General features: G+C 37.0%; 15 protein-coding genes. 3 read left to right on the forward strand and 12 right to left on the reverse strand.

Annotated features, from left to right (window positions below; genetic code table 11):
• Nucleotides 1-5 precede the first annotated feature (5 nt).
• A complete protein-coding gene (locus NQ540_RS06870; protein WP_005606723.1) occupies nt 6-911 on the reverse strand; it encodes a hypothetical protein in 906 nt (301 codons plus the stop codon).
• A 110-nt stretch (nt 912-1,021) separates the two neighbouring features.
• Complete coding sequence (locus NQ540_RS06875; RefSeq protein WP_308609700.1) at nt 1,022-1,423, reverse strand: DUF2187 domain-containing protein; 402 nt, start codon at nt 1,421-1,423, stop codon at nt 1,022-1,024.
• Nucleotides 1,424-1,618: 195 nt separating this feature from the next.
• Between NQ540_RS06875 and NQ540_RS06880 the strand changes: the two genes are divergently transcribed.
• Nucleotides 1,619-1,894 (forward strand): hypothetical protein, encoded by a 276-nt coding sequence (locus tag NQ540_RS06880; protein WP_005606727.1) that lies wholly within the window; start codon nt 1,619-1,621, stop codon nt 1,892-1,894.
• A 66-nt stretch (nt 1,895-1,960) separates the two neighbouring features.
• On the opposite strand, the gene NQ540_RS06885 is transcribed toward NQ540_RS06880, so the two are convergent.
• From NQ540_RS06885 to rpsP, 9 genes are all read right to left on the reverse strand, one after another.
• Entirely contained in the window at nt 1,961-3,982 is a 2,022-nt protein-coding gene (locus tag NQ540_RS06885) for a heavy metal translocating P-type ATPase (protein ID WP_005606729.1), read from the reverse strand.
• 140 nt (nt 3,983-4,122) lie between these two features.
• Nucleotides 4,123-4,470, reverse strand: a complete 348-nt coding sequence (gene rplS / locus NQ540_RS06890) for a 50S ribosomal protein L19 (RefSeq protein WP_005606730.1) — start codon at nt 4,468-4,470, stop codon at nt 4,123-4,125.
• A gap of 159 nt (nt 4,471-4,629) precedes the next feature.
• On the reverse strand, nt 4,630-4,974 hold the full coding sequence (locus tag NQ540_RS06895; RefSeq protein WP_005606731.1) for an ArsR/SmtB family transcription factor: 345 nt from the start codon (nt 4,972-4,974) through the stop codon (nt 4,630-4,632).
• A complete protein-coding gene (gene trmD, locus NQ540_RS06900) occupies nt 4,975-5,715 on the reverse strand; it encodes a tRNA (guanosine(37)-N1)-methyltransferase TrmD (RefSeq protein ID WP_005606732.1) in 741 nt (246 codons plus the stop codon).
• Nucleotide 5,716: 1 nt separating this feature from the next.
• Nucleotides 5,717-6,232: a ribosome maturation factor RimM gene (gene rimM, locus NQ540_RS06905; protein ID WP_005606733.1), complete on the reverse strand. Its 516-nt coding sequence runs from the start codon at nt 6,230-6,232 to the stop codon at nt 5,717-5,719.
• Between the two features lie 12 nt (nt 6,233-6,244).
• Nucleotides 6,245-6,586: a hypothetical protein gene (locus NQ540_RS06910; RefSeq protein WP_005606734.1), complete on the reverse strand. Its 342-nt coding sequence runs from the start codon at nt 6,584-6,586 to the stop codon at nt 6,245-6,247.
• Nucleotides 6,586-7,848 (reverse strand): DUF1576 domain-containing protein, encoded by a 1,263-nt coding sequence (locus tag NQ540_RS06915; protein ID WP_039849157.1) that lies wholly within the window; start codon nt 7,846-7,848, stop codon nt 6,586-6,588. The genes NQ540_RS06910 and NQ540_RS06915 overlap by 1 nt, the downstream gene beginning before the upstream one ends.
• A gap of 568 nt (nt 7,849-8,416) precedes the next feature.
• On the reverse strand, nt 8,417-8,656 hold the full coding sequence (locus NQ540_RS06920) for a KH domain-containing protein (RefSeq protein ID WP_005606736.1): 240 nt from the start codon (nt 8,654-8,656) through the stop codon (nt 8,417-8,419).
• Nucleotides 8,657-8,695: 39 nt separating this feature from the next.
• Nucleotides 8,696-8,968: a 30S ribosomal protein S16 gene (gene rpsP / locus NQ540_RS06925; protein ID WP_005606737.1), complete on the reverse strand. Its 273-nt coding sequence runs from the start codon at nt 8,966-8,968 to the stop codon at nt 8,696-8,698.
• Between the two features lie 200 nt (nt 8,969-9,168).
• Here rpsP and NQ540_RS06930 point away from each other — a divergent pair, with 200 nt between their 5' ends.
• Nucleotides 9,169-11,700 (forward strand): transglycosylase domain-containing protein, encoded by a 2,532-nt coding sequence (locus NQ540_RS06930; protein WP_005606738.1) that lies wholly within the window; start codon nt 9,169-9,171, stop codon nt 11,698-11,700.
• A 61-nt stretch (nt 11,701-11,761) separates the two neighbouring features.
• Here NQ540_RS06930 and ccpA read toward each other — a convergent pair whose 3' ends face one another.
• Entirely contained in the window at nt 11,762-12,763 is a 1,002-nt protein-coding gene (ccpA, locus tag NQ540_RS06935) for a catabolite control protein A (protein ID WP_005606739.1), read from the reverse strand.
• A 157-nt stretch (nt 12,764-12,920) separates the two neighbouring features.
• Between ccpA and NQ540_RS06940 the strand changes: the two genes are divergently transcribed.
• Nucleotides 12,921-14,024, forward strand: a complete 1,104-nt coding sequence (locus NQ540_RS06940) for an aminopeptidase P family protein (protein WP_039849090.1) — start codon at nt 12,921-12,923, stop codon at nt 14,022-14,024.
• The last annotated feature ends 42 nt before the right edge of the window (nt 14,025-14,066 follow it).

The following is a 14,066-nucleotide window of genomic DNA, read 5'->3' on the forward strand; positions in this document are numbered from 1 at the left end:
AATTTTTAACAGTTATGAAGTGTTTGGTGAGCTTTTATAAAAATCTTATCTCCTTCATACAAGCTTAATAGTAAATCATCCCTTTGTAATTGTGTCTCTACCCATTCCCCAGCATCTTTAAAATGTTCTTCAGCAAAAGGAGCTACACGTAAAAAATCCGAATGAAGTTTTTGAAGTAACAATTCCTTCATATCTTCGCTTAACTGGGCTTGTTTAGAAATTAGAGACTCAATTTCAATGAATATGCGATTTTCATAAACCGATGTAGTATTCTCCTTAGAAATTTCCACTCTATTATTAGAAAAAGCATCATAAAAATTTATTCTTTTAGAAGGACCTTCTTTTAACCAATATTCCACTAAAAATCCTTTCCAAAATAATTGTGTGTTGGCACTTGAAAGAAAAGACTCCACTACAGACCATTTTAAAGGAGTCTGCATCTGGGTTAACGTTCTTACAATATAGGAATTCTGTTCCTCGGATAAAACCTCATCCTTCTTAAGCTTCTCACTTAACTGTTGCAGTTTTACTACTTCACTTTGGGTAAATTCACTTTTTTCTTTTTCACATAACAACGTTAATTCTAAAATACGTTCCATTCCTAAAACCGATATCAGTTCTTCTTTTTGCATCCACTCTTCCACTTGATGGAATTGATGGTTATGAATCGCAACTTTTATCTTCCACTCCCACTGATTCGCTTTGGTGTCAAACTCAAGTGCTGCTTCTTCTACATAGTAAGTTAAATCGTCCCACCGTTTCCCTTTTTCTAGCAATTGTAAAAAAGGGACTAAGTCGGCTTGATAGTCTTTTGTGCTAATCTTATGTTCAAATTCTTCGATTGCACATTCTAACTTCTCTTCAAAATCATCGGATTGAAGATCATTTGTGATTGTATATTTTTCAGTCATCGATTTCCTCCACAGTCATTTCATTTATATTATACTTTAAAGGACCCAAATTAGAAAGTTCATCAAAATAAAAAGGCCCTAAGGTAGCTCATCCTACCTTGGACCTTCCTCTATTTTTCAATCGGTAAAAATTCCACAATATCCTTAAAATTAACAACCGTTCTAGCTTCACAAATATCCTTCATGCATTGGTTAGAGGAATTCCAATCGATGACAACAACAGCACTATTGGCTAGTAGTTTCCAAATAATCCCAATCATCTCTTGCTCTCTAAAAGTAAATCGAATCCGATTGCCAACTTCTGGTCTTATCGATTCCTTGATTTGTGTAATAATCTGAACTCCTTCTTCATACGGAACACCTAACAAATGGGCAATTCTTGATTTGCTTGTTCCTTTTCTGAGTTCGGTTTCTACTGTACTCTTGATTTCTTTCGTGACACGTTTTACCATTGCTCCCGCCTCTTTCCATGTCTCGCCAATTTCCAACACCTTCTTTATCCATTGTATCACAAAGTATCCCCTTTGTATGTAAAAACGGCTTAATTTCTGAATTATCATTCTTTCTACTCTTTTTTATTAATGAATCCGAAATGAAAAATGGTTATTATGTAGAAATTTTTGGGATATTTTGCTCAAAAATGAACATCTATTTGTAAAACGTATACATTTACACTATACTTAAAGTGTAATGAATGGAGGGATTTTATGTTAGAACAAGCGATAACTATTTTAAAGTATGAATATCATATTGCTCCTGGGAGTTATTTCCATGTAGAAACCCCATGGGTAAAAGATATCAGTGAAATAAAAACTGTGATTATAGATCAAGATAATGTCTTTACAAAGATGTTGAGTATTTATCCAAATAACTTCGTCATGTTTTTAGAGCAATTCCCTGATTATAGTATTTATAGAACGAATTTCCCATTAGAACTCATTCCTGAAAGTGACACTTACCGCGTTTGTTTTGAACAAGCGTGATTCAAAGTGCAAAAAAGCAGAACTCGGACAATCTTATTTCTCTGCGTCCTTGTTCTGCTTTTTCATTTATTCTTCTATTGGTGCAAGCAATCGTAATCCATTTAAGAGTACTAAAATCGTACTTCCTTCATGTAAGACAACTCCCCAACCGATGTTCGTTAATCCAAAAAAGTTAAGGACTAAGAGCATCACAACGACTGACATCGCAAAAATCATATTTTCTAAAATGACACGGTGTAATTTCTTACTAATCTTATGAGCGGAAACGAGCTTTTGTAAGTCGTTTCGCATAATCACGATATCACTTGTTTCAATCGCAATATCTGTCCCATTTCCCATCGCAATCCCGATATCTGCTGTCGCAAGAGCTGGGGCATCATTCACGCCGTCCCCTACCATCGCTGTTAAGCCATAGCGTTCTTTTTGAGACTGAATCTTTTCTAATTTTTCTTCTGGCAATACATTTGCGACAACTTCTTGTACTCCAAGCTTCATTCCAATCATTTCAGCAGTTTCTCTTGAATCCCCTGTAATCATTGTTGTATGCACGAGTTCGCTCTTGAAGTAATCGAGCACCGCTTTTGAAGCTTCATTTGGAAGGTCCATAAATGCCATTAACCCAACAATCATATTGTCTTTAACAACTGTTACAACTGTCTTTCCTTCGCTTGCCCATTCTTGCATACGAGAAGAAACTTCTGCCGAACGGTTGGTGGTATCTAGTGGTTTCACAATTTGGATTTCTTCACCGCTAACAACAGAACGTACCCCTTGTCCCACAAGAACTTCTACTTCGATTTCTTCTTTAAGCACTGTCCATTCATTAAATCTTTGAACAACTGCTTGCGCAAGTGGATGTGTCGATTGTTTTTCCATTGCTACAATAGCAGGAATAATCGCTTCATCTTCAAACCAGTAATCTGTTAAATCTGGAGTTCCTTTTGTTAAGGTTCCAGTCTTATCAAATGAGATGACACGTAATTCTTGTAATTGAGAAATCGCTGCTCCACCTTTAGCTAAAATCCCCATTTTTGATAAACGAGACATCGCTGCTAAGGTTGCTGGAACCGCACTCGCTGCTAACGCACATGGAGACACCCCGATGAGATATACCATTCCACGGTAAAGCGTTGTGTTTAAATCCCATCCCATTAAGAAATATCCAAATAATAGGAAGATTGGCCAAATGATTAATACGATATTGACATAAATTGGTTCAATCTTCTGAATAAAGGTTGCTTGCTTATTCATTGAATGTTGCGCATTTTCAACAACCTTCATAATTTTCGCGAAGACTGTATCCGTACTTGCTGCAGTTACTTGCATTTCGAAACGATTTGAAATATTGACAGTACTTGCAAATACTTCATCTCCTTCGCCTTTTGAACGAGGCATGCTTTCACCAGTAATCGTAGCTTCGTCAATCGATGTTAACCCTTTTGTAATCACTCCGTCGATTGGCACTTGATCTCCGTGCAATACCTCTAATGTATCGCCGACTTTTAAACTAGCGACTTCAACGACAACGACTTCTCCGTTTTCTTGGATGAGACGCGCTTGCGTTGGATTCATTTGTAACAATGCCGTTAGCGACTTACGGCTTTTCTCTTCAACATATTCTTCAAGGAAGTGTGCTCCTGCAAAAATCAAAATCAGTAAAGCTCCTTCTTCTGCATTCCCAATCAGCACTGCTCCAACTGCCGCAAGCGTCATTAAGATATGCACATTTGGTTGGAACTTCCCTTTCTTTTTGGTTTTTTCAATCGTATCTTCAATACCTTCCATTGTTACATGGTAGCCCGATAAGAATAACGTTAGAATGAATAAAATATTCGCAATCCCGTTCCCCATAAAATGAAGAACCATCCCAATAATGTAAAGCACTAATCCCGCAATATAAAAGATGACTGCTTTACTATCATCGTGGTCGTGACCGTGATGATGTCCATGGTCATGATGGTGCTTATGTTCGTGATCATCATGATGTAAGTAATGATCTTGACATGTTTCTCCTTCATGAGTTTCTTCTTTATTTAATAGGTATTCAAATTTATGTTTCAAGTTATGAGTTAATTCTTTGAAATCCATGATATCTCCCCTCACTATTTCTTGTTATCCCTATATTACATGAACAGTTATTCATGTGTCAAGCGATATATTAGAATTATTCTAAATTATTTTTGCGTAAAAAAAGAGACTGGCAAAGCCAATCTCTTTTGAAGTTTCTATTAACGACGACGTTCTTGGATACGTGCTGCCTTACCACGTAGGTTACGTAGGTAATATAATTTAGCACGACGAACTTTACCGTAACGAACTACTTCGATTTGTGCTACACGTGGAGTGTGTAATGGGAATGTACGTTCCACACCAACACCGTTAGAAACTTTACGTACTGTGTAAGTTTCGCTGATGCCAGCCCCACGACGTTTGATAACAACGCCTTCGAAGATTTGGATACGTTCGCGAGTTCCTTCAACAACCTTAGCGTGAACACGTACAGTGTCACCAGGGCGGAATGCAGGAATATCAGAACGTAATTGTTCTTGAGTTAATTCTTCGATTAATTTACTCATGTTTTTTTCTCCTTCCAACAAACATTCATGACTTGGCCGCTTGTCCAATCAGCGGAATATCGTTATCTCTGAGTGAAGTCTCACTCACTCGAAATATATTAGCATACTTGCATTTCAATTGCAAGCAAATTACAGAGAATTTCTTAGTAAAAATAAGACTTACGAATGCTCTTCGCAGCAGTGTTCATCCGCTAAATTATAAAGTTGTAATACATGATGATCTTCTAAGGAGTACCAAACATGTTTTCCAACTTTTTCTGCCTTCACGATATGGTGGGCTCTTAGTTTTTTTAACTGATGAGAAATTGCAGATTGCTCCATCCCCGTACATTTCATCAAGTCTTCCACACATAAAGGTTCTTTTCTGGTTAAAAGCGTAATGATATTCAACCGAGTGTTATCTCCTAGAAGTTTAAAGAGTTGCACCATTTCTGACCTACCCGAATCGTTTTCGATTACCTTTTGAAAAACTTTTATTTCTTCTGGACTTAAATGTTCTCTCATTTAACATCCCTCTTCTTCCTTAATTTGCTCCAGCAACTTCTCTTCTTCTTTTGAAAGTTCATACTTATCCAGTAAATCCGGTCTTCTTAAATAAGTTTTACGAAGGGATTCTTTCATTTGCCACTCCGCAATTTTTGCATGATTTCCACTGAACAATACTTCAGGTACTTCCATCTCTTTATAGACTCTTGGGCGCGTATATTGCGGATGTTCCAACAATCCTGTGGAATGAGAATCTCCCACTGCAGAAGCATCATTTCCTAATACATCTGGCAACAGTCGAACTGTTGCATCAATCATCACCGTGGCAGCTAATTCTCCACCCGTTAGTACAAAATCTCCAATTGAGTATTCATCGGTCACAAGTGTACGAATCCGTTCATCATAGCCTTCATAGTGACCACAAATAAATACCAGATGCTCTTCCTTGGCTAATTCTTCAGCGTCCTTTTGCGTAAAAGTCTTCCCGGCTGGATCCATTAAAATCACACGTGGCTTCGTTTTTGGTGAACGCTCACGAATTGATGCTAGTGCCAAGTCAATCGGCTCCACTTTTAGAAGCATCCCCGCTCCACCGCCAAAAGGATAATCGTCCACATGATTATGTTTATTATTTGAAAACTGACGGAAATCCGTTGTTTCAAACTCGATTTTCCCGGCTTCAATGGCCTTTCCGATAATCGATTGCGTCATCGGTCCTTCTACCATTTCAGGGAATAATGTTAATACATCAATCTTCATCTTAATCGATCAACCCTTCCAATAGATGGATATAAGCTTTCTTTTCTTCTTTATCGACTTTATAAACGACTGGTTCAATAAATGGAATCAACAGTTCTTTCTTCCCTTTTTGTTTTACAACCCAGACATCGTTTGAACCAGGAGAAAGAATTTCAGTCACTTTCCCAAGCACTTCGCCTTCATCCGTTACAATTTCGAGTCCAATAATTTCATGGTAATAAAATTCATCGTCTTCCAATTCCGTTAATTGCTCCTCGGCTACCTTAAGGAGACATTCTTTGTATTTTTCAACATCTTCGATACGATTCATTCCTTCGAATGTTAACAAATCAAAATTTTTATGACGACGATGACTTGCTACCGTGACAAATGTAAGAAACTCCCCATCTTTAAAAATGGCTAGTTCTGTTCCTTTTTTATAACGTTCTTCAGCAAAATCGGTCGTCGAAATCACTCGTACTTCTCCCCGAAGACCTTGAGTATTTACGATTTTTCCTACTTTATAAAAAGTTGTCATTCTATTTCCTCCTTAAAAGAGTCGCTCAACAATTATTTTTAATGTGGTATCTGAGACTTCCACATCATAATCGTCAATACATTGTCCGAGCATGCAATAATTTTTATCACGATTATGCGTTCCCATCAGTGAACTATACATCGAATCTAATTCTAAATGTTTCTCCACCGAAAGCCCTGCTTCTAATAAATCTAAGTCTTTAGGTAATTTTGTATACGGAGCAGTGCACGTAATCGTTGCTTTTTCATGCGGCACATAAGATACATGTGCAGTCACATCATATAATTCATGATACAGGAAATAATCCACCATTTCCTTTACGATACGTTTTACAAAATCCTTTTCTGTTGCCATTATCCCTCTGCCTTTCTTTCTTTCATCTCTTGACGAATGCCTTCAAAAATTTCAAAAATTGGTACGAGAACCGCTGCAACGAATCCTCCAGCGAATCCATTGTTATAGAGGTTTAATCCACCATGCATTACAACCACATGGCTTACTAGTGTAATATGAACAAATCCTGCTATCATCCCCGCAAACGGCCCATAATAACCACTAACCGGAGCAAGTGTCGTTCCGAAAATCGCTGCAATAAGGGCACTCGTACTTGTAGGTTCTACTCCCGTCAAGTAAGAACCAATCATAATCCCCACTAATACTGGAACCGTATTTTTCACTTGGTTCCCAAAAGCTCCAAAGCTCATTACACCAATAATACTTCCGACAATTGGACCATTTAATTGGCCACCATTCATAAGGACATATCCTAATAATATAAATCCTATAATACTCATGTTCAGTGTCACTGTTGCCATATTCGTCATTTCAACAAAATCACTTGGCAAACGCCCTGAAAGCTTCAAGAGTAACTTATAATGATATTTTTCTTTCTTTTTAAAGTGTAAATAGAAACTTGTTACTATCAAAATCACACAAAATCCGATTAGCAGTTGATACAAAATCAGTGGGCTCTGTGTACTTGTTAATGTTCTAGTCTCTACTTCAATTCCAAATGCATTCATAAATCCTAGAACTACCATTCCAATAATTCCAGCAGTAAACCCGACATTATACAAGCTAAACCCTTGATGGAACCCAAGAAACTGTGTGGATAGTTGAGGTAAGATGAAGCCAATAAATATTCCTAAAGCATACGAGATTAGAACACTCCATCCTTGTGGTAGAACTCCGCTAAATGCTAGGAAAGAGATTAATGGGCCTAAAGCAGATCCAAATAATCCAACAATGACATAATTTCGATAATTTTGCTTCGTTACCTTCGTATAAATCCATACCCCTATCATAAATGGGATGCTATTGAAAAGATTTTTCCCGAAAAATGAGAATCCAGCAAGCATGCCCAAACTTCCAATCACTGTTCCGTTTAGAGGAATTTCCAGTTTTTTATAACTATAAATACTGATACCAAGCATAATCGCAACATTTAACAAGGTACTTCCAACAGACGCAATTTCCATATAATCCGTAAACAACTGACTTGGCGATACTAATATCGTCATCATCCCACTCACTAACGACTGTGGTGATTCGATGACAAATGCTAGTATCATTAGCATTACGGACAGGCCGAATAAATAATAATATTGTCGATTCATCTGTTTTTTTAATATCGGCTTTTTCTTCATACGGTCTTCCCTTCAACTATAATATTACTTATTTATCATAACAAACTCACGGAAAACAATCAAAAAACCAAGTGCCAACAACAACAAAAGAACACTCATTATAATGTATACATTATAATGAGTGATACCTTATAAGATATCACTCGTATTTTTCTTTCCCTATAACTCAATGCATAAATCCAACCAGTGTAGCACTAACTTTTTTAAGCCCTCGTTGAAAGCACAAACCCTCTTCCGTCTCTTCCCGGTGAAGTCTTGTAGAAATCCAGACTTTTTATAATGACTAAACGATGACGGAGAATGCTACGGATTTTATACTAGCAGTACTGGGGGATAGCATTCAAAGTGAATTATGGACTCTTAAAAATTCATTTTTTAGAGTCCATTTGAATCTTGAAAGTGCTTGAGACTACAGGCTCAAGCCGGTGCCCCAGTACAGCTAGTATAAAGTAATCCGTAAGGATTCGAAGTCATCGTTTTATCAGTCCCCTTATAGCACAAAAAAGCCTTGGATTTCTCCAAGGCTTCATTGTTTTATTTAGGCTTCAATACTTAAACGAACACGTTTCGGTCCACGAGTACGAACACTATAAGTAATCGTACGAATCGCACGAGCCACTCGTCCTTGTTTACCGATCACGCGACCGATATCTTCAGGATTTACGTGTAAAGTATATTCCATGAATTCATCTGATTCAGAGATGTCAATACGAACATCTTCAGGGAATTCTACTAATGGTTTAACCATTGATAATACTAATTCACTAATATCAGGCATTCTTTTCACCTCTCCATCGAATTGTCGACTTTATGGAAATTACTTAGAAAACTTTGATTCGTGGAATTTCTTCATGATACCTTGTTGTGATAACAAGTTACGAACTGTATCAGAAGGTTGCGCACCGTTAGCTAACCATTTTAATGCTAATTCTTCATTGATTGAAACTTCTGCTGGGTTTGCTACTGGGTTGTATGTTCCAACTGTTTCGATGAAACGACCATCACGTGGTGAACGTGAATCAGCTACAACTACACGGTAGAAAGGATTTTTCTTAGAACCCATACGTTTTAAACGAATTTTAACTGCCATTATTTACACCTCCATGTATTAATCTCACAGTTACATAGTGTAGCAGAAAGAAGAATGGTTGTAAAGTATTTTATCTTTACACCATAGAAAAATTGTTCTAAAAATGCTCTAAACCCTATTAAAACAAGTAATAAATAGAATTTTATGCATATTTTTGATATACTGGATAAAAATATGTATAAACGAAAAGAGTTGAAATTATGTCAGTTCAGAACCAAACCCCAGATTGGCGCGAGGCTCTACTAACTTTTTGGAATAAACCTATATTGAAAAATATTCGATTTATTTTTAACATCGCTTATTCAGTTCTAAAAAATATTTTTGTAATTGCGATTTTATTCTTAATGCTATTAGGAATATTTGGTGGTGGAATTGGATTAGGATATTTTGCAAGTTTAACTTCCAATGAAGAGCCCCTTACCCAAGAACAAATGAGTGACGCAATTGGAAATCTTAATTTAATCTCTAGTTTCCATTATAATGATGGTACAAAAATTTCAGATGTGAATTCTGATGAACTACGAATTGTAAAACCTCTATCAGAAATTTCTCAATACGTAATTGATGGAATTATCTCAACCGAAGATAGTTCATTCTACGAACACAATGGAATCGTACCAAAAGCTTTACTTCGTGCTATTCTCCAAGAAGCTGTTTCTTCTGGATCAGGCGCGACGGGTGGTTCCACTCTTACGCAACAATTAATTAAGCAACAAATTTTGACGAGTGAAGTCACTTTCAAACGTAAAGCCAACGAGATTTTATACGCATTACGTCTTGAAAAACACTTTACGAAAGATCAAATTTTAGAAGCCTACTTAAACGTATCTTCATTTGGTCGAAATCATAATGGATTAAATATCGCAGGAATCGAAGAAGCCGCTCAAGGTGTTTTCGGTGTGGCTGCAAAAGATTTAACCTTACCACAAGCTGCTTATCTTGTTGGGATGCCACAAAATCCGATTGTGTATACTCCTTACACAAACCAAGCTACCTTAAAGGAAGATACTTCTGCGGGTATTGAACGGATGAAATTTGTTCTCTTTAGTATGTATCGTGAAAACAAAATTACTAAAGAACAATACGAAGAAGCTCTAGCGTATGATATTACAAAAGACTTCCTTCCGCCAAAAGAAATTTCTTCAGATAGACAATCTTATCTTTACCAAGCTGTTAACCGTGAAGCGATTAAAGTCTTAATCACTAAAGCAGCTCAAAAGAATAAATTAACTTATGATGAAGTTCGTAATGACTCAGAGCTTTACAGCAAATATTACGATGAAGCTAGTCGTGAGCTAAGTTCTTCAGGATATAAGATTACATCAACAATCGATCAAAAAGTCTATGATGCAATGCAAAAAGCGATTGCAAGTTATGGAAACCAAATTGGACCAACGTATAATACACAATATGTTGATCAAAATACTGGAGAAACCAAAACACAAACAGAGCCTGCTCAAAATGGAGCGGTTATGATTGAAAACAAAACAGGTCGTATTCTTGGATTTGTTGCTGGTCGAGATTTCGAATCAAACCAAGTAGACCACGCGTTTACTACGCACCGTTCACCAGGGTCAACTATTAAACCAATCTTGGTTTATGCTCCTGCTATTGAAAATAATCTGATTTATCCAGCAAGTATTGTTCCTGATACTAAAGTAAGTATTCCTCAAGGAAACGGAACTTATTGGCAACCAACGAACTACGGAAACACAATAACAAACCAATTCTTAACGGTCCGTTATGCACTATTCCGTTCGTTTAACAATCCTGTTATCAAGATTTACCAAACAATGCTTCAAAAAGGCATTAACGCAGGTGAATACTTGAAGAAGATGGGTATTAAAGGGATCACTGAAGATGAGTATCAAAATATCGCCCTCTCCATTGGGGGAACCAGAACAGGTCCGACTGTTTTAGAACAAACAAGTGCCTTTTCTACGTTAGCAAATGGTGGTGAACACCATGATGCTTACTTAATCGAAAAAATTGAAGACTCCAGAGGAAATATTGTCTACCAACACGAAGACAAAAAAGAACGTGTCTTCTCTGAAGCAACGTCTTATTTAACAACGAATATGCTTCAAGATATTGCAAATTCGACTCAATTCTACAATATGAAGGGAAATATGGGCTTCAGTTCAGACTTAGCTGGTAAGACTGGTACTTCTGAAAATGAAATTGATAACTGGTTTGTCGCATATACCCCAACCGTAACGTTAGGTTCTTGGATTGGATACGATAACTTCTATAATGCCCGTTATGCTATTACTGCTGGTGATGGATACGGAGAACCAACTACTAGAAGTCAACGTCAATGGACTTACTTAATGAAGGCCGCATATGAAGCAAATCCTGAATTAATCGGTAAAGAAACAACCTTTAAACAACCAGATTCTGTTTATCGTGATTCTGTTGTATCCACAACAGGTACGAAAGCCGGAACATTCAAAGCTGAAAACGGTGGAACCTACTCGATCAGTGGTGGAATGACGACTGACTGGTTCAAGAAGGATTTCCCACCGATGAATCCTTTCTACAACTTCGCTATTGGAGCTACTCCTGAAGAAATGAATAACTTCTGGAATAAAGCTACTCCTAAGAAAGAAGAGAAGAAAGATACCAAGAAGGACGAAAAGAAAGACGAGAAAAAAGATGAGAAGAAGAATGAAAAGAAAGAGGAAACCACTCAATCTCCTTCGACTCAAAGTCAAACAACTCGATCAAACTAATATAAAAAGGCTGGATAATGTCCAGCCTTTTTATTGTGTAATTTTTTAAAGTGAGCACTACTTATTTAGTAGTATTTCTCCATTCAATCTTGTATGGTAACGTAATTTCAGAATCTACGATTTCTTCTTTATTCATTATCTTTGTTAAAAGACGCATCGCAACGGCACCAATATCATACAAAGGAGGTGCAATCGTTGAAAGAATTGGACGAGTCATTTTCGTTAATTTAGAATTATTGCTTGAAACCAATTCAAATTTTTCAGGAACTTTAACGCCTAAATCAATTAATCCGTTTAATAATCCTACTGAAGTTTCATCATCGGTTACCACCGCAGCAGTCGCACCTGCTTTATGGATACGTTCAGCTACAGACTCCCCTGCATGATAGGTTAGAGGAACTTCGTAAACTAATTTTTCGTCGAATTTGATTCCTGCTTTTTCTAAAGCAGCTTTATATCCTTCTAAACGGAAATCGACTGAAGCTACATTTTTCATTGCAGCAGTGACAAAAGCAATTTTCTTATGTCCATTTTCGATTAAAGTTTCCACTACTTCTCTTGTTGCTTCATTGAAATCGATATTTACAGAAGCAATTTCATGTTCCGCATCCATTGTTCCCGCTAACACAATCGGTGTTTTTGAACGAACAATTTCAGCACGTAATTCAGGTGTTAGATGGTTTCCCATGTATAAAATTCCATCTACTTGTTTAGAGAATAAAGTATTTAACACTTGAATTTCTTTATGATTATTTTGGTCTGAGTTTGCTAAAATGATGTTATATTTATACATTGTAGCAATGTCATCAATCCCACGAGCTAAACTAGCAAAATAAAGGTTTGTAACGTCAGGAATAATAACTCCCACAGTCGTTGTTTTCTTACTCGCTAACCCACGCGCAACGGCATTTGGACGATAATCCAATTCGTCAATTACATCTAAAACTCTCTTACGAGTTGCTGGTTTAACGTTTGGATTTCCATTAACAACACGCGATACTGTAGCCATGGATACATTCGCTTCACGCGCAACATCATAAATCGTAATTGTTTGCTTTTCCATCTACAAATCTCCTTTGTGCATCTTTTCATCTATCATTAGGGTAGCACTTTCATAAAATTAATGCAAGCGTTTAACGAAAATTTTCAAAAACTTTTTGAAACTATTTACATTCTTGATATAATAAGTATGCTACAATAGTTTTAAGGAGATGATTAATATGAATTTAAACCCTACTTTCAAACAACTAGAAACTGAATTATCAAAACAAAATAATCCGATTGCTCTAATCCAAAATCCTGAAACCATTCGTCTTTTAACGAATTTTTCAACAGATCCTCATGAGCGGATTGTGGCACTTGTCTACTCACCCAATACTACCCCACTATTATTTGTTCCAGCATTAGAGCATCAAGTCGCTCAAAAAGCGGAACCAGATTTTATCGTGAAAAGTTATCACGATCATGAAGATGGATGGAAACTCTTATCAGATGCCATTAAGGATCACTTTCCTTCTCAGTCCAATTTTGCTGTAGAAAAAGTGGACTTCTCTCTTTTTGCAGCAGAACAAATTCAAAAGCATTTTAAAGATGTTCATTTTTCTGTAGATTTAACGCCAATCGTTCAACAACTTCGTCTTGTAAAAGATCAAGAAGCCGTTGAAAAACTCGTCTACTCTGGAACCTTTGCTGACAAAGCGATTGAAATCGGAAAGAACGCCTTAAAAGTAGGCATCAGCGAACGTGAAGTGGTAGCCATCATCGAATTTGAAATGAAAAAACTCGGCGTCTCTCAAATGAGCTTTGATACAATGGTGCTCTTTGGAGATCACGCGGCAGATCCTCACGGTGAACCTGGAGACCGTACCCTTAAAGAAAATGAATGGGTTCTATTTGACCTTGGTACAATGGTAGATGGGTACGCAAGTGACATTACACGTACCGTCTTCTTTGGAAATCGCCAGGAAAAAAATCCACGTCACAAAGAAATCTATGATATCGTTCAAAAAGCGCATGATACAGCCATCACAGCTGTAAAACCAGGGATGAAAGCAAGCCAAATTGATAAAATCGCTCGTGATATTATTACAGAAGCTGGATACGGTGAGTACTTCATCCACCGCCTTGGACACGGGATTGGCCAAAGCGTACATGAATTTCCTTCAATCATGGAAGGAAATGATATGGAACTCGTTGAAGGTATGTGTTTCTCTGTAGAACCGGGTGTTTATATTTCAGGTGACTTCGGTGTTCGTATCGAAGACTGTTTAGCTGTTACCGAAAATGGTTCAAAACTCTTCACTAAAGTAAAATATGATTTTTAGACAAACAAAAAAGACTGGGAAATTTCCCAGTCTTTTTAAGGA

The organism is Granulicatella adiacens ATCC 49175 (assembly GCF_025150565.1).
GTDB classification, from domain to species: Bacteria; Bacillota; Bacilli; order Lactobacillales; family Aerococcaceae; genus Granulicatella; species Granulicatella adiacens.

Coding starts and splice junctions, on each gene's coding strand:
- NQ540_RS06880 (WP_005606727.1), top strand. CDS start 1,619: ATGTTAGAACAAGCGATAACTATTTTAAAGTATGAATATCATATTGCT.
- rplS (WP_005606730.1), bottom strand. CDS start 4,470: ATGAGTAAATTAATCGAAGAATTAACTCAAGAACAATTACGTTCTGAT.
- NQ540_RS06915 (WP_039849157.1), bottom strand. CDS start 7,848: ATGAATCGACAATATTATTATTTATTCGGCCTGTCCGTAATGCTAATG.
- ccpA (WP_005606739.1), bottom strand. CDS start 12,763: ATGGAAAAGCAAACAATTACGATTTATGATGTTGCGCGTGAAGCGAAT.
- NQ540_RS06885 (WP_005606729.1), bottom strand. CDS start 3,982: ATGGATTTCAAAGAATTAACTCATAACTTGAAACATAAATTTGAATAC.
- NQ540_RS06920 (WP_005606736.1), bottom strand. CDS start 8,656: ATGCCTGATATTAGTGAATTAGTATTATCAATGGTTAAACCATTAGTA.
- trmD (WP_005606732.1), bottom strand. CDS start 5,715: ATGAAGATTGATGTATTAACATTATTCCCTGAAATGGTAGAAGGACCG.
- NQ540_RS06940 (WP_039849090.1), top strand. CDS start 12,921: ATGAATTTAAACCCTACTTTCAAACAACTAGAAACTGAATTATCAAAA.
- NQ540_RS06910 (WP_005606734.1), bottom strand. CDS start 6,586: ATGGCAACAGAAAAGGATTTTGTAAAACGTATCGTAAAGGAAATGGTG.
- NQ540_RS06870 (WP_005606723.1), bottom strand. CDS start 911: ATGACTGAAAAATATACAATCACAAATGATCTTCAATCCGATGATTTT.
- rimM (WP_005606733.1), bottom strand. CDS start 6,232: ATGACAACTTTTTATAAAGTAGGAAAAATCGTAAATACTCAAGGTCTT.
- rpsP (WP_005606737.1), bottom strand. CDS start 8,968: ATGGCAGTTAAAATTCGTTTAAAACGTATGGGTTCTAAGAAAAATCCT.
- NQ540_RS06895 (WP_005606731.1), bottom strand. CDS start 4,974: ATGAGAGAACATTTAAGTCCAGAAGAAATAAAAGTTTTTCAAAAGGTA.
- NQ540_RS06930 (WP_005606738.1), top strand. CDS start 9,169: ATGTCAGTTCAGAACCAAACCCCAGATTGGCGCGAGGCTCTACTAACT.